This window comes from Gordonia otitidis, from assembly GCF_020735545.1.
Lineage (GTDB): Bacteria > Actinomycetota > Actinomycetes > Mycobacteriales > Mycobacteriaceae > Gordonia > Gordonia otitidis.
In genome coordinates, this window is sequence record NZ_CP085974.1 from 3,396,693 (window position 1) to 3,417,337 (window position 20,645).

At 65.5% G+C, this 20,645-nt stretch carries 18 protein-coding genes; 14 read left to right on the forward strand and 4 right to left on the reverse strand.

What is annotated here, in order from left to right:
* The first annotated feature begins 42 nt into the window (after positions 1–42).
* Complete coding sequence (locus tag LK459_RS15590; RefSeq protein WP_227919406.1) at positions 43–1,410, forward strand: carboxylesterase family protein; 1,368 nt, start codon at positions 43–45, stop codon at positions 1,408–1,410.
* Positions 1,411–1,455: 45 nt separating this feature from the next.
* Here LK459_RS15590 and LK459_RS15595 read toward each other — a convergent pair whose 3' ends face one another.
* From LK459_RS15595 to LK459_RS15610, 4 genes are all read right to left on the reverse strand, one after another.
* Positions 1,456–2,934, reverse strand: a complete 1,479-nt coding sequence (locus LK459_RS15595) for an aldehyde dehydrogenase (protein WP_227919407.1) — start codon at positions 2,932–2,934, stop codon at positions 1,456–1,458.
* Positions 2,935–3,054: 120 nt separating this feature from the next.
* Entirely contained in the window at positions 3,055–4,710 is a 1,656-nt protein-coding gene (locus LK459_RS15600) for a sigma-54-dependent Fis family transcriptional regulator (RefSeq protein WP_227919409.1), read from the reverse strand.
* A 53-nt stretch (positions 4,711–4,763) separates the two neighbouring features.
* The gene (locus tag LK459_RS15605; protein WP_051997821.1) at positions 4,764–5,633 is read right to left on the reverse strand and encodes a PaaX family transcriptional regulator; all 870 of its coding nucleotides are present in this window, start codon (positions 5,631–5,633) and stop codon (positions 4,764–4,766) included.
* A gap of 174 nt (positions 5,634–5,807) precedes the next feature.
* Positions 5,808–6,860, reverse strand: a complete 1,053-nt coding sequence (locus LK459_RS15610; RefSeq protein WP_227919410.1) for an AraC-like ligand-binding domain-containing protein — start codon at positions 6,858–6,860, stop codon at positions 5,808–5,810.
* A 393-nt stretch (positions 6,861–7,253) separates the two neighbouring features.
* On the opposite strand from LK459_RS15610, the gene LK459_RS15615 reads away from it, so the two are divergent.
* The 13 genes from LK459_RS15615 to LK459_RS15675 all read left to right on the forward strand — a co-directional run bounded on the left by LK459_RS15615 (position 7,254) and on the right by LK459_RS15675 (position 20,599).
* Complete coding sequence (locus LK459_RS15615; RefSeq protein ID WP_007236622.1) at positions 7,254–7,640, forward strand: SRPBCC family protein; 387 nt, start codon at positions 7,254–7,256, stop codon at positions 7,638–7,640.
* 82 nt (positions 7,641–7,722) lie between these two features.
* Positions 7,723–8,928 (forward strand): cytochrome P450, encoded by a 1,206-nt coding sequence (locus tag LK459_RS15620; protein ID WP_227919412.1) that lies wholly within the window; start codon positions 7,723–7,725, stop codon positions 8,926–8,928.
* 124 nt (positions 8,929–9,052) lie between these two features.
* Positions 9,053–9,373 carry a 2Fe-2S iron-sulfur cluster-binding protein gene (locus LK459_RS15625; protein WP_227919414.1) on the forward strand — a complete coding sequence of 107 codons (321 nt, stop codon included), beginning with the start codon at positions 9,053–9,055 and terminating at the stop codon, positions 9,371–9,373.
* Complete coding sequence (locus tag LK459_RS15630; RefSeq protein WP_227919415.1) at positions 9,373–10,629, forward strand: NAD(P)/FAD-dependent oxidoreductase; 1,257 nt, start codon at positions 9,373–9,375, stop codon at positions 10,627–10,629. The genes LK459_RS15625 and LK459_RS15630 overlap by 1 nt, the downstream gene beginning before the upstream one ends.
* A 46-nt stretch (positions 10,630–10,675) precedes the next feature.
* A complete protein-coding gene (locus LK459_RS15635) occupies positions 10,676–11,551 on the forward strand; it encodes an amidohydrolase family protein (protein WP_007236626.1) in 876 nt (291 codons plus the stop codon).
* Between the two features lie 2 nt (positions 11,552–11,553).
* Entirely contained in the window at positions 11,554–12,273 is a 720-nt protein-coding gene (locus LK459_RS15640) for an SDR family NAD(P)-dependent oxidoreductase (protein WP_227923790.1), read from the forward strand.
* A gap of 145 nt (positions 12,274–12,418) precedes the next feature.
* The gene (boxB, locus tag LK459_RS15645; RefSeq protein WP_227919417.1) at positions 12,419–13,912 is read left to right on the forward strand and encodes a benzoyl-CoA 2,3-epoxidase subunit BoxB; all 1,494 of its coding nucleotides are present in this window, start codon (positions 12,419–12,421) and stop codon (positions 13,910–13,912) included.
* 67 nt (positions 13,913–13,979) lie between these two features.
* Positions 13,980–15,713 carry a 2,3-epoxybenzoyl-CoA dihydrolase gene (gene boxC / locus LK459_RS15650; RefSeq protein ID WP_227919419.1) on the forward strand — a complete coding sequence of 578 codons (1,734 nt, stop codon included), beginning with the start codon at positions 13,980–13,982 and terminating at the stop codon, positions 15,711–15,713.
* A 4-nt stretch (positions 15,714–15,717) separates the two neighbouring features.
* Complete coding sequence (locus tag LK459_RS15655; protein WP_227919420.1) at positions 15,718–17,292, forward strand: benzoate-CoA ligase family protein; 1,575 nt, start codon at positions 15,718–15,720, stop codon at positions 17,290–17,292.
* A gap of 5 nt (positions 17,293–17,297) precedes the next feature.
* Positions 17,298–18,311 (forward strand): NAD(P)/FAD-dependent oxidoreductase, encoded by a 1,014-nt coding sequence (locus tag LK459_RS15660; protein WP_227919427.1) that lies wholly within the window; start codon positions 17,298–17,300, stop codon positions 18,309–18,311.
* Between the two features lie 9 nt (positions 18,312–18,320).
* Positions 18,321–18,650: a ferredoxin gene (fdxA, locus tag LK459_RS15665; protein WP_007236632.1), complete on the forward strand. Its 330-nt coding sequence runs from the start codon at positions 18,321–18,323 to the stop codon at positions 18,648–18,650.
* A complete protein-coding gene (locus LK459_RS15670; RefSeq protein WP_227919429.1) occupies positions 18,647–19,669 on the forward strand; it encodes a DUF6158 family protein in 1,023 nt (340 codons plus the stop codon). Before fdxA ends, LK459_RS15670 begins: the two co-directional genes overlap by 4 nt.
* Before the next feature lie 39 nt (positions 19,670–19,708).
* A complete protein-coding gene (locus LK459_RS15675; RefSeq protein ID WP_227919431.1) occupies positions 19,709–20,599 on the forward strand; it encodes an exodeoxyribonuclease III in 891 nt (296 codons plus the stop codon).
* Positions 20,600–20,645: the final 46 nt, after the last annotated feature.

Here is a 20,645-nt window from a genome sequence, read left to right on the forward strand (position 1 = left end):
CCTGCCGAGACCTACCGGTGGTCCGTTCATTACGGTGGGGCGATGGGGACACGGGCACGTGACGACGAAGAGGCCACCGACCTGCGCACATTCCACCCGTCCTGCGGGCCGGTCGTCGGGGTTGTGGACGGGCCGGTCGTACGCGCGTGGGCAATTCCGTACGCGCATGCCGACCGATTCGCGGCCCCGGAACGGGTGGCGCCCTGGACGGCCCCACTGTGTAATGACGAGCCCGCACCCGCATGCCCGCAACTGCCGAGTCCACTCGTGGCGGCGATGCTCGGCGGACCGCCTACAGCCCTCGTCGCCGACGAGGACTGTCAGCGGTTGACCATCACCCGACCTTCCGTTGAGAGTGATTCGCCGCTGCCGGTCATGGTGTGGGTCCACGGCGGCTCATACGTGCTCGGCGCCGGCGACGAACCCCACCACGATCCGACCGTGCTGGTCGCCGAACAGAATGTGATCGTCGTCGCCGTCACCTTTCGGCTCGGGGTGCTCGGATTCCTGGGCGACGGTTCGGCGCAGCGGCCCGCCAACCTCGGCCTGCTCGATCTCATCGCCGCACTCGACTGGGTACACGAGAACATCGAGGCGTTCGGCGGGGATCCCGGTCAGGTCACGTGCGTCGGCCAGTCCGCGGGCGCCGATGCAGTGTCGCATCTGATGGCCGTGCCGAACGCCACACGCCGCTTTCGCCGTGCGATTCTGCAGAGTGCGCCCTTCGGTATCAGGTGGAACCGCAGCGCGATGGTCAGTGGAATGTTCGACCACACAGCGGGATTCGATGCACATACCTCGCTCCGTGACATGCTCGCGACGCAACAGAAACTGATCGTCGACGGCGCGCGACACGGACTGACCGGCGCCATGCCGTTCGGCGTGCAGTACGGGATGGAGCCGCTGCCCGCAGAATCCGACGTCGAGGAGGCATGGGCGGCTACGGCGTCGGACATCGATCTCCTCGTCGGCTGCAACCGCGACGAGATCGAGTTCTTCGTGCCGGGCGTGCCCATCGCCGAGACGGCGTCGCACTTCCCCGTCCTGGGTAGACCGATCCGACGCGTGGTCACGTCGGCGATCACCCGCAAGGTGTATTCGGCGCCGACTGCGGACTTTGCCCGCAAACACGCTGCGGCGGGTGGGAACGTCGTCGACTACCGGCTGCACTGGCATGCGCCGGGTAATCCACTCGGGGCCGCGCACTGTATCGAATTGCCACTGCTGTTCGGCATCGAAGAGCAGTGGGAGGGAGCGCAATTGCTCCAGGGTGCGACGTGGGAGCAGGTCGAGGAGGCCGGACGCGTGCTGCGTGACATCTGGGGCCGATTTCTGCGCGGCGAGGACCTCGGCGAGCGTGAGTCCCGCGAGGCTCGATCGGTGCTGCGGTATCGGCGGGTGTCCGCGTGACCGGTGGACGACGGGTGCCCGCCCACCGGTCGCGATGTCGGCTGGTCAGCAGTAGACGGACTTGAGATTCTGATAGGCGGCCAGCCCCTCCGGACCCAGCTCGCGGCCCATGCCGCTGTGCTTGACTCCGCCGAAGGGGGCGACCGGATCGGGGATGTACCGGTTGATTCCGATGGTTCCGGTCCGGACGGCTGCGGCTACGGCGCGTGCTCGATCCTTGTTTGAACTCCACACGGTGCCACCGAGGCCGAACTCCGAGTCGTTCGCGATGGCGACGGCGTCGGCATCGTCCTCGTAGCCGATCACGGTGAGCACCGGGCCGAAGATCTCTTCGCGCGCGATCGTCGCGGAGTTGTCCAGACCGGCGAAGACCGTCGGTTGTACGAACCATCCGGCGTCCACCCCGCTCGGGCGTCCTCCACCTGTGGTGATTCGGCCGCCCTCGGCCCTGCCCTTGCTGATGTAGCCCTCGACCCGCTCGCGGTGCCGCTCGCTGGCCATCGGGCCGATCTGTGTCGTCGCGTCCAGTGAGTCGCCGATCTGCATCGACGAGGCGAAAGCGGTCAACACGTCGACCACCTCGTCGTAGCGCGATCGAGGCGCCAACACGCGGGTGCCCAGGAAGCAGGTCTGTCCGTTGTTGGCCAGGGTTGCGACGAACAGTTCGTTGCCGATGGTCGCCAGGTCGAGTTCCGCGTCGTCGAGGACGATGGTCGCCGACTTGCCGCCGAGTTCGAGGGTGACCGGTCGGAGTAACCGACCGCATGTCTCGGCGATCGACGTGCCGGCAGCGGTGGAGCCGGTGAAGGCCACCTTGTCGATGTCGGGGTGCGAGACGAGGTACGCACCCACCTCGCGCCCCCCGGGCACGATGTTGATGACTCCTGCGGGTAATCCCGCGGCCTCTGCCGCTTCGGCGAGCAGGTGCGAATCGAGCACCGTCTCGGGCGAGGGCTTGATCACCAGCGTGCAGCCGGCGGCGAGCGCCGGGGCGAACTTGAACGCGGCCAGTGTCTGGGGAAAGTTCCACGGGACGATCGCCCCTACCACGCCTATCGGTTCGCGGCGCACGTCGACCTTGCCACCGAATATGCCGTCGCGGACATCGGGGCCCTGCGCCTCGACGAGGTCGGCGTAGTAGCGCAACAGGGTTGCCGGGTACACGGCTTCCAGTTGTGCGGCAACACCGATGGGCATTCCGTTCTGCGCCGAGACCAGGGTCGCGAAATCATCTTTGCGAGCGTCGATTTCGTCGGCGAAGCGCCTCAGGTGTGCGGCGCGCTGTGCTGTCGGCAGCCCCGACCAGATACGTGGGTCGTCGAATGCGGCGCGAGCCGCGCGCACCGCGGCGTCGATGTCGCCCGCGGTGCCGTCGGGGACCGCTCCGATGGGGTCGCCCGTGTTCGGGGAGATCACGGTGATCTGTCCCGTGCCCTGCGGCACAACCCATTCGCCGCCGATGAACAACGAATCGAGTGGCTTGTCGCCCGTGGGCAAGGTGTTCTGCGTCGTCGCGGTACTCATGGTGGACTGTCCCTCCAGATGTCGTGCTCGTCGATCACGATTGACTGTGTGGGGACATGGTCACACCGATCGTGTGCGGCGAACTGTGCGGAATTCAGACACCCGACGGACGGGACGAGGTCACAGCTCGATCGCCAGTGATCGGATCCTGGCGTACAACGTGCTCCTGCTGATGCCGAGCTGCTTTGCTGCGTGAACCTTGTTGCCATCGCAGTCGGCAAGGGCGTCGATGATCCCTTGACGTTCGACGCGTTCGTGCAAGGTCAGCCGAGCCGGACGGCCGGACACGCGTAGGTGTCGCGGGAGATCGGTCAGTTCGATCAGATTCTCGTGCCCGCAGGACGCGGCATGCTCGACCGCGCGCTCGACGACACGGTCGAGTTCGGTGTAGTTCGCGGGCCAGCTGTGCGCGACCAATGCGTCGAGGGCAGCCGCGTGTAGCCGCGCGCCTGCCGGCGAATGCTGCCGCAGAAAGTGGTTGCTCGCCGCGGCGATGTGTTTCGGTCGGTGTCTGATCGGTGCGAGGTCTACCCGGTCGGTGCACAGCGCGCACAGTGCGGCCACCGATGCAGAGGAGTCGGCGGCCGGACCCGTGACCACCACCACCGGTTGCTTTCGCTGTGCGATCACGTGGCGCAGCGTCGTCGCGTCGCCGTCGGTCAGCGCATCCGCGTTGTCGACGACGAGTACCGAACCCGAGGCCCGCGCCGCGCCGGTCGCGCCGAGGATGTCCGGACGTGAACCTGCCGCGAGACACCCTGAGGCGTCGATGATCTCAGCTCGTGCCCCGTTGATTGCGAGTCGTGCATAGCTCGATCGCCCCGTGCCCGGTGCGCCCGTGACGGCCAACGACCTGTCCGCGGACACGACGAACGACGGGACGTCGAAGACGCAGGAATTCCCACGATGATACGACGATCGTCGAGGCGGGTGGATTCGATCGTCGGAGGGGACCAGTGCGAAAACCATTCCGCGACAAGCCGGAACCCGTTCGCCATGCAGTTCGACGGTCCTGCCGGAACTGAGTGTCACCGTCGGCGGCACCGCCAGAGACGACGCCGCGATGGAGCGAAGCACCGCGATATCGGTGGGGTCGGTCTGATCGACCGCCGCGTTGTTCAGCAACTGCACGTCATCGCCGAGGGCCACGACCGCGATCTGACGTCGGGTGGCGATCCTGTGATAGGTGTCCACGAGTTGCTGATGGGCCGAGCGGGAGTGCTCGAGTAGTCCTGCTCGGATCTCCGACGCGATGCGTTGCACGAACGGGCGGAACAGTGGGTGGGCTTCCACACCGACCGACGTCATGCAGAGGACACATTCGAGCCGATTGGTCACCGGGTGCAGGATCGGGAAGCCGTAGCAGCTCAGGTGTTTGTAGACGTCGAGGAAGTGCTCGTCGCCGTTGACCTCGATCGGTTGCCGGGTCTCGGTCGGGGTGCCGAGTGCGGTGGTGCCCACCGCATCTTCTGGCATGTAGGAACCGTGAACCGCGCCGAGTCGGTCGAGGTTCCTCTCCACGGCGGTACCCCCGAACACCCTCGAGATCAGGCGTGACTCTCTGTCGGTGAGAAGCAGCGCGACGTCGGTATCGGCGAGTTGGTCGGCCGCCACCTCCAGGATGGGGCGGGAAATGCGCAGGAGCTGTGCGCAATTGGACACATCTTCGTCCACCGCGACTTCGGGCACGGCATCGGGCATCAGTCCGTTCAGCGCCGATCGATGCCACGAGGTGTCGATTTCGGGCCGAGTGGCTGTGCTCAATGCCGCACTCATGGTGATCCTTCGTGTCGTGGTGCCGCACGGCTACGGCCTGCGGAGTGGTCGGCTCATTCCAGGGCCGTGAGATCGGTCCAATGCTGTTGTGCGCGTGTGTGCCACTGGCGGTGCTTCCGATGGAACAACTCGACGGCCTGCGTCCCCGGCCAAGCATGGTCGAGGAGTTCGGCAGGCAGGTTCGGGTCCAGGAATGGGAAGCGTCGCCATTCGCCCACGAGCTTGATCTGCGACGTGAACGCCGCGGATCGCGTGGTGGCCTCCATCGTCGAGAACGTCTCGATGAAGCCTCGGTATGCGTCCTCCACGTCGCCGAGCGCCCAGGCGTCGGAAATGAGCTTCTGCGGCGAACCGATCGCGGTGAGCGGTCCGACCCACGCGAAAGCGCGATCGTCGAGTCCGAGTTCGTCGACCACGCGCCGTACCTCGGATTCGTGTCCGGCATCTGGTGTTATCCAGAGACCGGGGCTCGGTGAGCCCAGGCCGACCCAGGTGAGCTGGGCACGAAGTCGGTGACGGAGCCGCCGCTGGGTCTCGGGGATCGCCAGTGACAGGATCAGCCAGCGCCCGTCCCAAGAACGCGTGTCGGTCAGGAACGAGTAGATGCGCTCGGTACCCTCGGCGAGCAGACGCTTGCCGGGGTCGGTGATCACCCACTGCACCCGGCGTCCGAGACGGGTCGAGTCGAGCAGCCCCTCGTTGGCCGACCGCGCGATCGCTTGGCGAGCGGTCTTCTCCTCGACGCCGAGTTCGCCGAGGGCCACGGTGAGGGTCGAGGTCCAGACCGGCTCGTCGCGCGGGTAGACGAACTCACCCAGAACGGTCAGCAGCAGGGCTCGGGCGCTGCTTGCAGACACCTGGCGGCGGCGAGACCCCGCTGCCGCGAGCGTCTCGGGTAGGTCCGCAGTGGCAGCTGACGTCATCGCTTCATTTCGCTTCCGCACATTCGAATTCGGCACGGTCATCAAACTTACTGACCGGCGGCTGAGAACCTGCTCTCGATTCTGCGACACTACATCTACGCGCCGTCCAATTTATGTCGAATCTCGAAGTGGTCGACGGTCGGCCGGCCACACGTTCTCGTCGCACCCGTGCACTCAGGGCCGGTGTGCGGACGCGGTGGGGATCGCCGCATGCGCCAACGTGCGATTCCGGTACTCCTTCGGGCTCTCACCGAATTCCTTACGGAACATCTGGCTGAAATGCGAGGCATTGAGAAGTCCGTTGCGGGCGGCGATCTCTCCGACTGTCCTGCCGACGAGCAGCGGATCGATCAGATCGCGTCGACACTGCTCCATACGATGATGGCGTATCCATCGCGCGACGGTCATGTCGTCGTTCTCGAACACGCGGTGGAGGTAGCGAACCGACACGAAGTGCGCCGCGGCGATCGATTCCACCGAGAGGTCCGGATCGAAGAGATGGTCTTCGATATAGGCCTTCACCCGCGTCAGGAGGGTGCGTTGGGCCGCTTCGGACGCCGGGAGATCGGGGTCGAGTCTGCAGCTGTAGACGGTGGCGAGGAGGTCGAGGAACGTCGAGGCGACGCGGTTGGCCGCCAATCCACCGTATGCATCCGGGGTGCGGGAGAGTTGACCGAGCATCGACCGCACGAGCGTCGCCGTGCCCTCCGACCCCGACACGGGCGTCGACGTCACCCGGGCGACCTCGTCAGGGCGCAGTTCGAACAGGGAGCGGTCGAACATGGCCACGATCGTGCTGTGCTGGGCGTGCCATTCGACGTCGAATGTCCTGGTGCAGTCGTAGATGGTGAATTCTCCCGGCTGGATCTCCACGTCACGTCCATCCTGGCGGAATCGGCACGATCCACGGATCTGCAGCGCGACGAGATAGTGATCGTTGTCGTCCGACGCCGCCTGCTTGGGGGTGCGGATCACGAGTTCGGGATCGGCATCGGCACGCGTCACCTGCAATGGCCCGATGTATCCGGTCCGCAGCCCCCAGGCGAAGCGCGACGACTCCGACGCATTCACCTCCAGCGGGAAAAAGGTGGTGTTCACCGCGTGCTTCCACGCATCGAGCTGTTCGCGGGGGGCTATCTGGATTCCCGATTCGGTCGCACGTGCCGCAGCTTCCGGTACGCCGCCGGATGAGCGGGTCTCGTGATCGGTCGTCAGTGTGCTCGTCATCGTGTGCCTCGATGGTGGGTGCCTCGCTACGCCGGCGGACACCGCTGGGCTGGTTCAGACATGTCCCCGGCACGTCGCCGACAGTGCGGCAGTGTGATGCACGTTACACGTAGCGCGGTTGCCGATTATCACCTGTGTGCCAGACGACTGTCGAAAACGTGCACGCTCTGCTCCGTACGCGGGCGTCAGGCCATGTGGTGGCCAAGGGGACGTCGCACGTGTGCACGGAAGTGACAGCGCCCGGGCGCATCGTCGACAACATCGACGTGATCGCCGCACTTCAATGGGACGTGCTCCACATCACACCTGAGGGTCTCGGGGTGGAGCAACCACGTTCCGTACGGGGCGTCCATCAGTCCCCAGCATCTTCCCCAGCATCTTCGAGGAGCCGTCATGGCCACACTGCGGTCAGAACTCGCCATCGCCAAGCCCGCCGACGTCGTCTGGAGCGTCGTCGTCGACGATCCCATTGAGAGCTGGTTTCCGTTGATCGCCTCGTCGGCTGTCGAGGGAACCAGCCGGACCATCGTCCTCCAGGACGGAACGAAGGTGGAGGAGCGGATCGTCACCCGCGATTCGACGCTGCGGCGATTCCAGTATCAGATCGTCGGTGGTGACCTTCCGGTCGAGAGTCACCTGGGCACTGTCGATGTCATCGAAACGAGTCCGACGTCGAGCCTGGTCGTCTACAGCACCGAGATCGCTCCCGACGCGATCGGCGACGTGATGGGCCCCGCGATCGCTGAATCGTTGTCGGGCATCCGCGACCGTCTCGAGTGAATCCAGCCGCGACGTGATCATGCGTCGTACCGGGTTCGCTTTCCCTCCGCCGGACACTTCACTCACGAGAGGACTCATCCCCATGACCGCATCGACATCCATCGACCCCCGCATCGAGTACGGCACCGACATCGACCTGTTCAGCCAGGCGTCGCTGATGGATCCCTACGCCGACTACAAGGCGCTGCAGGACATCGGAGAGATCGCGTATCTCCGCCGATACGACATGTGGGCGGTGACCCGCTACGACGGGGTCAAGCGCGTTCTCGGCGCTCCGGAGATCTTCAAATCCGGCGACGGAATCGGCATGAACGACACGCTCAACACCGCATGGGCCCCATTCGCGCCGTGTCTCGACGGACAAGACCACGCACCACTACGTCGGGTGATGATGCAGACCATCGGCCCCAAGGCCGCGTCGCAGTACACGGGCACGATCGAAGCCGCGGCCGGGCGTCTGGTCGACGAAGTGGTGGAAAAGGGTGAATTCGACGCCGTCACGGAGTTCGCGCAGATCCTCCCGACCCGGGTCATCCTCGACCTGATCGGTCTGGATCCCGACCCCGCGCTGCGAATCGACCTGCTGCACTGGGCAACTGACTCCTACAACTGCTGCGGACCCGACGGTTCGTTCGACGACACCCTGCCGAGTATGCAGAAGCTCTACGGGTACGTGCTGGAGAACATGGGCGAAGAGGGATTCCGGCCCGGCAGCATCGGTGCGCAGACCTGGGAAGCCGCGCACAAGGGGATGATCACGCCGGAGCAGGCGTTCGGGATCCTCGGCGGGTACGCCACAGCGGGCCTCGACACCACCGCCAGCGCCATCGGCAGTCTGATGATGCTGTTCTCACAGCATCCTGATCAGTGGGAGTTGGTGCGTGACGACCCGTCGTTGATTCCCTCGGCAGTTCTGGAAGGTGTGCGCGTCGAATCACCTGCGCAGTGGTTCACCCGGGTCACCACCGCTGACGTCGATTTCGGTGACGTCACCGTCGATGCCGGCACGCGGATGTATCACTCCTACGGTGCCGCGAACAGGGACCCGCGCAAGTATCCGGACCCCGAGCGCTTCGACGTACGACGGAACCCTGCCGACAGCCTGGCCTTCGGATTCGGCGTACACACCTGCATGGGCAAGTCGTTGTCGAATCTCGAGATCTTCTCGCTGATGAGTGAACTCGTGCGCAAGGTGGATCGGATAGAGCCGACCGGTGAGCCGGTGCGGCACGTCAACAACCTCATCCGCAGCCTCGAATCGCAGCCGGTGCGTGTTCATCCGCGCTGAGTCGTACGGGTGTGGTCGGTGACGAGAGCAACCGACCACACCGTGCCGGCACTCGCACCGCCGTGCGCGGCGACAGCTCGTGATCAGCCCATGGCCCAACGGCCCACAGCTTCAGAGGAGCGCAATGCCCAAGATCATCTACCGGTCATCCGACGGCACCGAGAACTACGTCGACGCATCCGTCGGGAGTTCTGTCATGCAGGCTGCGATCTCGGCCGGGATCGATGGGATCGTCGCCGAATGCGGCGGTAACGCGATGTGCGCTACGTGTCATGTCTTCGTCGATGCCGAGAGCCCCGCCGACTTCCCCGAGATGGCTGCAGACGAGGACGAGATGCTCGACTGCGCGGTGACCGAACGCGAGCCCAACAGTCGGCTGTCGTGCCAACTCTTCGTCACCGCAGACCACGACGGTCTCGTGGTGGACCTGCCTGCGGCCCAGTGATGGACGCGGACGCGGGTGTCGTCGTCGTCGGCGGGGGACAGGCGGGGTTCCAAACCGCGGTGTCGTTGCGGCAGAACGGTTTCGCCGGACCTGTCACCATCGTCGAGGCGGGCACGTCGAGACCGTATCAGCGGCCGCCGTTGTCGAAGGCCTATCTGGATCTCACCAACGAGGCCGACGACGCGGTGCTCGAGTTCCGGCCCGACAGCTTCTACGAACGTCACGGCGTGCAGGTGCGCGTCGGCACCCGGGTCTCGTCGATCGACCGTCGGGCAGGCGCCGTCCGCCTCGACTCCGCCGAGGTCCTTCGCTACGGCCATCTGGTGCTTGCTCTCGGTGCCCGTCCGAGACAACTGTCGCTGCCCGCGATCGATGTGGCCGGAGTTCACGTACTGCACGACCTCGACGACGCGCGCGCGTTGCGGACCGCGCTCGGTGCGGCCACCACGGTGGTCGTGATCGGCGGGGGCTTCATCGGGCTGGAGGTCGCCGCGGCAGCCAGGAGGTCGGGTTGTTCGGTGACCGTCGTCGAGGCCGCCCCTCGCGTCATGGGGCGTGTCGTATCGCGTGAGCTGTCCGAGTTCGTCGCCAGCGCTCATCGATCGAAGGGCGCAGTGGTGCGCGTCGGCAGCGGCGTCGCCCGACTCCACGACTCGAACGGGCGGGTGGCAGGGGTGGAGCTGACCTCCGGTGAGGTGTTGCCCGCCGACCTGGTGGTGATAGGTGTGGGCGTCGAACCGGTCACCGATATCGCCGAGAGCGCTGGACTGGCTGTCCGGAACGGAATCCTGGTCGACGAGACCTTGCTTACGGTCGATCCGAGGATCAGTGCGATCGGGGACTGCGCGGCGTACCCCAGCGTGCACGCGCCAGGAATCGTCCGCCTCGAATCGGTCCAGAACGCGACCGATCAGGCGCGCTGTGTTGCCGCGCGAATCGCAGGCGGCTCCGTCGACCGGTACGCAGCGCTTCCCTGGTTCTGGACGCATCAGTTCGACCTGAACGTCCAGATCGCCGGCCTCGGCGGGGAACAGGACGACACGGTGACCGTCGGTGATGTCGCAGGGGAGAAGTTCTCCGTCCTCAGATTCCGTGCGGGCCGGCTGGCTTGCGTCGAGTCGGTGAACTCGCCCGCAGATCACATGGCGGCACGAAAGATACTGGCGGACAACGTGTTCCTCGGTCCGACCGAGGCCGGACGGCGGGGATTCACGCTGAAGGAGTTCGCTCGTGGCGCGTCGGTCGCCAACGCGTAGTGCTACTTATGGCTTGCGATCCGACAAATATCAGTAGTGTGAGGGCATGATCGGTGACCGCCTGCTGGTGGATTCGCACGTCCACGCACCTCTCCTCGACAGCCTGGCTCCCGCATGGTTGGAGTGGGCGGACGAGTTCTCCGGGAGACATCCGTGGCGTCGCGGGTATGACACGTCCGGACAGCCGGATCCCTGTGCGCTCGACGCGCTCTTCGACGAGGAGGGTGTCGACCACGCGCTTCTGTTCTGCGAGTACAGCCCCAAGGCGACCGGCATTCAACGCATCGACGATGTGGTTCCGCTCGTCGAAGCGTATCCGCACAGGTTCTCGCTGGTCGCCAATCTGAATCCGCATCTGCACTTTCCGCTGGTCGACGAACTGATGCGGCAGGTGGACCTCGGGGCGGTCGCGCTCAAACTCCACCCTGTGCACGGCGGATTCGATCCGGGTGATCGTGACCTGTATCCGGTGTACGCACGGTGCGCCGACCTCGGTCTGCCGGTGATATTGCATTCGGGTACCTCGACATTTCCCGGGTCGCGGACGAGCATGGGCAACCCGGAGTTGCTGCTCGATCCCGTCGACTACTTCCGAGAGGTCCAGTTCGTCTTCGCGCACGGTGGTCGTGGGTGGTGGTACGACGTCGCGGCATTCATGGCGCAGGCGAAGCCGAATGTCTGGGTGGATCTCGCCGGCCTCCCTCCCCGGAAACTGCCCGAATACTATGCCCGATTCGACCTCGACCGGCTTGCCCGCAAGATGATCTTCGGAACCGACTGGCCCGGGGTGCCGGGGATTCGACGCAACGCCGAAGCCCTTGCCGGGCTTGGTCTCTCGTCCGCCGCTCTCGATGGCGTCCTCGGCGGTAATGCGCTGCGGGTATTCACACGGATCGCAGGCAAGGTGGAGGTTCCGGCGTGAGTATGCCGAGTGCGCTCGTCATCGGCGGCGGTGGTGGAATCGGATCCGCGGTGTGTCGTCGGCTGGCCACCACGCACGCGGTCGCGGTCGGATACCGACGCAACGCCGAGCGTGCGGCCTCGGTGGTCGACGCGATCGCCGCAGAGGGAGGCACGGCGGTCGCCGTCGGTGCCGACGTGGCCACGGACGAGGGTGCCGCACACGCGGTGGCTGCCGCTGCAGAACTCGGCGAGCTCCGCGCCGTGGTGCACTGTGCCGGCGCCTGGGACTTCACCAGAATCGACGGGTTGACCGCGGACATCGTCGAACGCGATTTCGCGGTGAATCTGAAGTCGGTGTTGTTGACGCTGTCGGCGTGCGGGCGCGAGATCGCGGACGACGGGCGGGTGGTTGTGCTCTCGAGCGCCGCGGCGTATCTCGCGCCGGCGAGGCAGTCGTCGTATGCCGCGATGAAAGCCGGTGTGGAGGCGGCCACGCGCGTCGCAGCAAAAGAACTCGGCCGCAGGGGGATTGCTGTCAACGTCGTGCGCCCCGGCGCGACCGACACCGACCGGTTGCGTGAATCGACCGCCGATGCGGCCATCGAGGCGATGGCATCGGCAAATGCTTTCCGGCGATTGGGAACCGTGGACGACGTCGCTCGCGTCGTCGAGTGGCTCGTCGGTCCCGACTCGGGTTGGGTGACCGGTTCTGTCATCGACGCCAACGGCGGCTTGTTCTGAGCGAGACATCTGATGGCGTGCGGGCCCTGCTCGACCGTCTCGGATCGTGCACGAATTCGACAACTTTTATTCTACAAACGCATAGACGCGACGCGCGAAAATTGTAGAGTTTGTCGAGACAGCCCGACTCACGAGAGGACCCGCCGTGACTGTGGAAGACCGCACGGGTGCCGCCCCGGCACCCACCGGACCGCTCAGCCCGATCGACTACTCCGAACGCATCCCGAACAACGTCAACCTCGCAGAGGACCGTCGACTGCAACGTGCGTTGGAACGCTGGCAGCCCAAGTTCCTCGAGTGGTGGACGACGCTCGGCCCCGCTCTGCCGACGAAAGACGTGTATCTGCGCACGGCGATCGCAGTCGGTCGTGACGGCTGGGCACACTTCGACCACGTGCCGATGGAGCAGTACCGCTGGGGCATCTTCCTGGCCGAGCGCAATCCGGACCGGATCATCCCGTTCGGCAAACACAAGGGCCAGCCGGCGTGGCAGGAGGTGCCCGGCGAGTATCGCGCTGAGTTGATGCGGCTCATCACCGTCCAGGGCGACACCGAACCCGCCTCCGTCGAGCAGCAGCGAGTGCTCGGCAACACCGCGCCGAGCATCTACGATCTCCGAAATCTCTTCCAGGTCAACGTCGAAGAGGGCCGACATCTGTGGGCCATGGTCTATCTGCTGCAGGCATACTTCGGCCGCGAGGGCCGCGACGAAGCCGAACAGTTGCTCAAACGCAATTCCGGTGATCTCGACTCCCCGCGCATTCTCGGAGCATTCAACGAGGAGACCACCGACTGGCTGCAGTTCTTCATGTTCACCTACTTCACCGACCGCGACGGCAAGTACCAGCTGGGCACCCTCAAGGAGTCGGCCTTCGACCCGCTGGCACGCACCTGTGAGTTCATGTTGAAGGAGGAAGCGCACCACATGTTCGTCGGGACCACGGGCGTTCAGCGCACCGTGGAACGTACCGCCGAACTCATGGTGGAGCACAACGTGTCCGGGTCCGACGACGACATCCTGTTCGAGCATGGCGGGATCCCGCTGTCGGTGATCCAGAAGTACCTCAACTTCCAGTTCTCGGTGTCCATGGATCTGTTCGGTTCCGAACAGTCCACGAACGCCGCGGCCTACTTCACGGGCGGTCTCAAAGGCCGTTGGCAGGAGACCCGACGCAAGGACGACCACGTGCTGACCGATGCGACCTATCCGATGCGCTCGGTGCGCGACGGGCAGATCGTCGAAGAGCAGGTGCCCTACCTGACCGCGCTCAACCTCGACCTGCGAGACGAGTACGTCGCCGACTGTGAGAACGGCGTGCGACGGTGGAACCAGGCCCTCGAGGACGCCGGTCTCGAGGAGCGGCTGTACCTGCCGCACGAAGGATTCCACCGCAAGGTCGGCACTTACGCCGAGCACTTCATCTCACCCGACGGCCGGGTCATCTCCCAACAGGAGTGGGACGACAACATCGCCGACTGGCTGCCGCTGGAGAAGGATCGCTCCCGGGTCGCCGCTCTGATGATCCCGCACTACGAGTACGGCGAGTTCGCCGGCTGGATCGCACCGCCGAGTACCGGAATCAACGACCAGCCCGTCGAATTCGACTACGTGCACCTCCGTGAGGAGGCACTGCTCTGAATCGCGTCCGATGCCGTCGCCCATACCGCCTTGTTCGTCCACCAGCACAGCCCGAAGGTGAATTCCGATGACTGCTACCACTGCCTCGCCGGTTGACACGACGTCGCCGGACGCGTCGAGCCCCGATCGGCCGGCGACCCCTCCACGGGTCGACTTCGACACCGAACCCGCCCGATACCGACACTGGACACTCGACATCGACGGCCCCGTGGCCAGCTTGATCCTGTCGGTCGACCCGACGGGCGGGCTGGTCGGGGGCTACGAACTGAAGATGAACTCGTACGATCTCGGCGTCGACATCGAACTCTACGATGCCGTGCAGCGCTTACGATTCGAGCATCCCGAGGTGAAGGCGGTGGTCATCACCAGCGGACTCGACCGGATGTTCTGTGCAGGTGCCAACATCAAGATGCTCGCAGCATCGCCCCATGCGTGGAAGGTGAACTTCTGCAAGTTCACCAACGAGACGCGCAACGGTATCGAAGACGCCACTGCCAACTCGGGCCAAACCTATATCGCGGCGGTGAACGGAACTTCCGCGGGCGGCGGATACGAGCTCGCGGCCGCATGCGAGGAGATCGTGCTCGTCGACGACGGGTCGTCGGCGGTGTCGCTGCCCGAGGTACCTCTCCTCGGTGTGCTTCCCGGCACCGGGGGCCTGACCCGAGTGGTGGACAAACGCCATGTACGCAAGGACCGTGCAGACGTGTTCGCCACCCGTGCGGAGGGCGTTCGAGGTGCGACGGCCGTGCAGTGGGGGCTCGTGGACGAGACGGTTGCCCGATCCGAGTTCGACGCAGCCGTCACCCGACGAGCCACTGCGGCGGTCGAGGCGTCGTCGCGACCATCGGATGCGGTCGGTGTCGTGCTCACGCCGCTCGATCGTCGCGAGAGCGACGATCGAATCGAATACACCTATGTCACAGCCGAACTCGACCGTGCCGCACGACGTGTAGACATCACGATCAACGTCGCCGACAACGATCCGCCCGCCGACGCGGCAGGCGTCGCCGCACAGGGTGTCGACTACTTCCCGCTGGCGCTCGCGCGCGAACTCGACGACGTGATCCTGCGCCTGCGAACCAACGAGAACGACCTGGGCACCTGGGTGTTCAGAGTTGTCGGCGACACCGAGGCGGCCCGTGCGTATGACCAGCAGCTCGAGGATCTCGCCTCCGACTGGCTCGTCAACGAGATCCGCCACTACCTGAAGCGAACGTTCAAGCGACTCGACGTGACCAGCCGCAGCCTGATCAGCGTGATCGAACCCGGTAGCGCCTTCGTCGGATTCCTTGCCGAGATCGCCTACGCGAGCGATCGCCAGTACATGCTCGAAGGCGTGTACGAGGATGTCGATCCCGATGCCGAACCGGCAGTGATCGTCCTGACACAGTCGAACTTCGGCAGCTATCCGATGGGCAACGGTCTGACCCGACTGGCCTCCAGGTTCTATGGTCACGACGACGAATACGATGCGGTCGTCCGCGCGACCGGCATTCCGTTGGATGCACCGACCGCCGACGAACTCGGGCTGGTGACCTTCGCGCTCGACGACATCGACTTCGCCGACGAATTGAGGATCGTCCTCGAGGAACGTGCCTCGCTGTCGCCGGACGCACTCACCGGGATGGAGGCCAATCACCGGTTCGTCGGACCGGAAACCGTGGAGACCAAGATCTTCGGGCGACTGACCGCGTGGCAGAACTGGATCTTCATACGGCCGAACGCCGCCGGCGCGGAGGGGGCGTTACGCCGCTACGGAACCGGTCAGCGTGCCGAGTTCGACACCGGGAGGGTCTAGCACGATGACGTCCACAGTCCCGGCGAGCTTCAACGCAGCCGACTATCTCGTACACGCGCGCGTGGCCGAAGGCCTCGGCGACAAGACCGCGCTGATCGGCACCCGCTCGGTGACGTACGCAGAACTCTCCGATGAGGTCTCCAGGGTTGCCGCGGGTCTGCGACACCTCGGCCTGCACTCCGACGACCGCGTTCTGCTGGTGATGAGCGACGACGTCGAGATGGCCGTCACCATCCTGGCGGCCTTCCATGCCGGACTCGTCGCCGTGCCGGTCTCGACGATGCTGAACGCAGAAGAACTCTGCAAGCTCGTCGTCGACTCAGGTGCGAGGGCGGTGATCGCGAGCGCCGAATTCGTCGACACCGCGACGCAAGCCGTCGCCGGTGCCGCCGAGGTCGACCACTTCGTCGTCACCGGTGCGCCCCCGCCGTCACCGCACTCGGACGTGACCACTCATGCCTGGGATGACCTGGCGCGCAGCCCGATCGACGTCGCCGCGACCAACCCGGACTCGTGGGCGTTGTGGTTGTACACCTCCGGTACGACCGGCACGCCCAAGGCGGCGATGCACCGCCACGAGAACATCAAGTGGGTGTACGAGACCTACGGTCGGCAGACACTCGGGATCCGGGCCGACGACACCTGTTTCTCGGTGGCCAAGCTGTTCTTCGCCTACGGGATAGGGAACAGTCTGTTCTTCCCTCTCGCCGCGGGCGCGACATCGCTGCTGATGCCGCTGCGACCGACCGTCGAATCCGTAGCCGATCGATTGGCGCAGGGGAAGCCCACACTGTTCTTCGGCGTGCCGACGTTTTATGCGACGCTGCTGAACTCGACACTTCCCGACGATGCATTCGCCTCGGTGCGGTGGGGAGTCTCAGCTGGTGAGGCATTGCCGCCGACCCTGATGGCGAAGTTCCACGATCGTTTCGGCATCGACATCCTCGACGGCATCGGTTCGACCGAAGCGTTGCACATCTTCCTGTCGAACAGCCCGACTGACATCAAGCCGGGCACAACCGGAAAGCCGGTTCCCGGTTACGAATTGGAGATCCGTGACGGCGACGGGGCGCTCGTCCCGATCGGAACCCCGGGCCGGCTCTACGTGCGCGGGGAGTCCATCGCACTCGGTTACTGGCACCGCACCGAGGCGACGCGCAGCGTGTTCGAGGGCTCGTGGCTGTCGACGGGTGACACCTACCTGCAGGACGAGGAGGGCTACTTCCAGTGTCTCGGTAGGTCGAACGATCTGCTGAAGGCGGGCGGTATCTGGGTGTCTCCCTCGGAGGTCGAATCACGACTCCTGGCCCATCCGGCCGTCGCGGAAGCCGCGGTCGTCGGTCTGCCGGACGAGGCAGGACTGGACAAGCCGATCGCGGCGGTCGTCCTGACCGACGATGCGCCGTCGACGTTGACAGCGGCTGAGCTGATCGATTGGTGCAGAGAAGGTCTGGCGTCGTTCAAGCGTCCGCGCGACGTCGTCTTCGTCGAGGATCTGCCCAAGACGGCGACCGGAAAGCTGCAGCGGTTCCGGGTCCGCCACCAGATGCTGCCGACCGCGACGACGACGGGGGTGTGACAGGAATGAATTCTGCGAACCCGCGCACTCGCGTGGATCTCGTGATCGTCGGAGCCGGACCCGTGGGTCTCTACGGCGCCTACTACGCAGGCGCGCGGGGACTGAGCACCATCGTCGTCGACTCGCTGTCCCAGATCGGTGGACAGATCACCGCCATGTACCCGGAGAAGCTCATCTTCGACGTCGCCGGTTTCCCTGCGATCAAGGGCCGCGACCTCGTTGCCGGTCTCCAGGCGCAGGCAGCCGGACATGACGTGGAGTATCTACTCGGTCGGGAGGTGCAGGGCTGCGTGACCCACGCCGACGGTCGGCACACGATCACCACTTCGGTGGGGGAGGAGATCGACTGCGGCGCTGTCGTCGTGACCGGTGGCATCGGGACCTTCACACCGCGCAAACTGCCCGCGGGAGAAGATTTTCTCGGCCGAGGTCTGGAGTACTTCGTGCCCGACGCCGAGCCGTACCGCGGTGCCGACGTCGTCATCGTGGGCGGTGGCGACTCCGCGCTCGACTGGGCATCGATGCTCGAACCGATCGCGGGTTCGGTCACCCTCGTGCACCGGCGCAGCGCATTTCGCGCGCACCAGGCAACGGTCGATCAGGTGATGGCGTCGAGCGTCGAGATCGTCACCGACGCAGAGGTCACCGCACTGACCGGCGACACCGAGTTGCGTGCCGCGCACATCACCCACAAGGCCGATGGCGCCGGACGCGAGCTCCGCTGTCAGCGCGTCGTCGCAGCCCTGGGTTTCCTGGCGAATCTCGGTCCGCTACGTGACTGGGAACTCGAACTGCACGACAACCGCCACATCGTCGTCGACTCGGCGATGCGTACAGCACGCCCGGGCATCTACGCGGCAGGCGACATCACCGACTACCCGGGAAAGGTCCGGCTGATCTCCGTGGGATTCGGCGAAGTCGCCACCGCGGTCAACAACGCAGCGGTTCATCTCGACCCCGATGCGCAACTGTTCCCAGGACATTCGACCGACGCCCAGCCCGCGCCGGTCACCGCTTGAGGAGGCGTCATGCCCTATGTGATCGCAAGTCCGTGCATCGACGTGATGGACAAATCCTGCACCGAGGAATGTCCGGTCGACTGCATCTACGAGGGCGAGCGCAAGCTCTACATCAACCCGAAGGAGTGCATCGATTGCGGGGCCTGTGAGCCGGTGTGCCCGGTGGAGGCGATCAGTCAGGACCGTCGGGTCGCGCCGGAGGACGAGGAGTTCGTCGAGGACGGCCGACGGTTCTTCACCGAATTGCTGCCCGGTCGGTCCGAGCCCGTGGGTGCGCCGGGCGGTTCTCACAAGACCGGACCGATCGGCGTCGACACCCCGATGGTGGCGGACAAATGAGCATCACAACAGACCGCGCGGACAAGGGACTCGGCCGACCTGTCGAAGAACTCTCCGACGCCGAACTCGAGTTACAGGGCAAGCAGTCCCACGACACCCGCAACTGGGTGTTCCTCCACGGCACCGCCGAACAGTTCGCGAACCACACCCGGCGGATGCTCGCGCTCGAACAGGAGTATCTGCGTCGTCATCCCAAACGGACCTGGCAGGGACACGATCCGGTTCCACCCGACCGGGCGACCGGCGACCCGGTGACCGCGCTACTCGCAGCAGTCGACGCTGCCGGCGGCCGGGTGCACAAACTCGAACTGCACCAGATCGCTCGCGAATGCCAGGTGCCGCGCGAGGTGCTCGCCTCGCTGTACGGCGAACGCGGCTATCTCGACGCCGACCGGGCCGACCGAGTGCTCACACCCGCCGGTCGGGAGGTGGCGCGCGGCAATCGCGATGCGGGACAAAGCGGCTCCGGGCCGCACAGTGTCCCCGACCTCACCTGGGTCTACGATCCGCAGCCACGATGGGACGCTGATCGCGAACGCATCGTCGGCTATGCGCCCGACGGCGTGTTCGATATCGCCCCGACGACGGGAGATACAGCACTCACGGGACAGTGGTGGCGCGCCGAGGACGACAACGGCGTCGTCGGGTACGGGTGGATGGACAGCGCGTGGGGCGACGCCGAGATATTGCTCGCGGTGGAGCCACACCGGCAGGCGCATGGCATCGGTGGATTCATCCTCGACCATCTCGAGAGTGAGGCTGCGGCACGTGGAGTGAATTACGTGTACAACACCGTGCGCGGTGATCGTGGTCATCGGGCGAAGGTCAGTGCCTGGCTCATCGGTCGCGGTTACGTCGCCGACGAGGCGGGGGAGACCTTGCGAAAAAGGGTCGGTGGCCGGGTCATCCGAGATCCGGATCACCCGCTCTATGCTCCCGTCTTCGACGACGCCGTCGACCGGGGCCCCGGCGCGGAGGAAGAAGGCGGATACGTCGACCCGGAGTTTCAACGCTACTGACGTTCCACCGCAGTCGAGCACCTGACTACCGTGGTCTGCATGCGCGTGGCGACCTGGAACGTGAACTCTGTCAAGCAACGCATCCCGAGACTGCTGCCGTGGCTCGACGAACGTTCACCCGACGTCGTCTGCCTGCAGGAGACCAAACTCTCCGACGACGTCTTCGACACGGTCCTCGGCCCCGAATTCGCCGAGCGCGGTTATGAATTCGCGCACGTCGGGCAGGGACAGTGGAACGGCGTGGCGATCCTGTCGAAGGTGGGACTCGACGACGTCGTCGACAACTTCGACGGCGCGCCCGGCTTTCCCGACCCGACGACTGACCCGGAGGCGCGCGCCGTGTCCGCCGTCTGCGGTGGTGTGCGTATCTACTCGCTCTACGTACCCAACGGGCGTGAGCCCGACTCCGATCACTACAACTACAAGCTCGCGTGGCTGGAGCGGTTGCGCGAGGTCGTCGCTGCGGGAACCGGCGTCGATGCCCCGTCGAACACCATGCTGTGCGGCGACATGAACATCGCGCCGGCCAACGCCGACGTCTACGACCCCGCCGCGTTCGCCGGACACACCCACGTGACCGTCGCCGAGCGGTCGGCGCTCGAGGACATCGAGGGACTCGGCCTGCACGACGTGGTCCGGGATCGATGGCCCGACGACCGCGTCTTCAGCTACTGGGACTATCAGGCGGGCATGTTCCACAAGGACCTCGGCATGCGGATCGATCTGATACTCGCCGGTGCCGACGTCGCCGGACGGGTGAAGGCCGCATGGGTCGATCGCGCGGCGCGCAAGGGGACCAAACCCAGCGATCACGCGCCGGTCGTCGTCGACCTCGACACAGCTCCCGACGGCGACATCGGGCCGATGGTGCCTCCTCCGTCGAACCCCGCGCGTCGTGGCGCGACAGCACGGCTGCCGCAGGCTAAGTAGGGACAGGCAGTCCGTCGACGCCGCCGTGCGATTCCGGTTGCCCAGA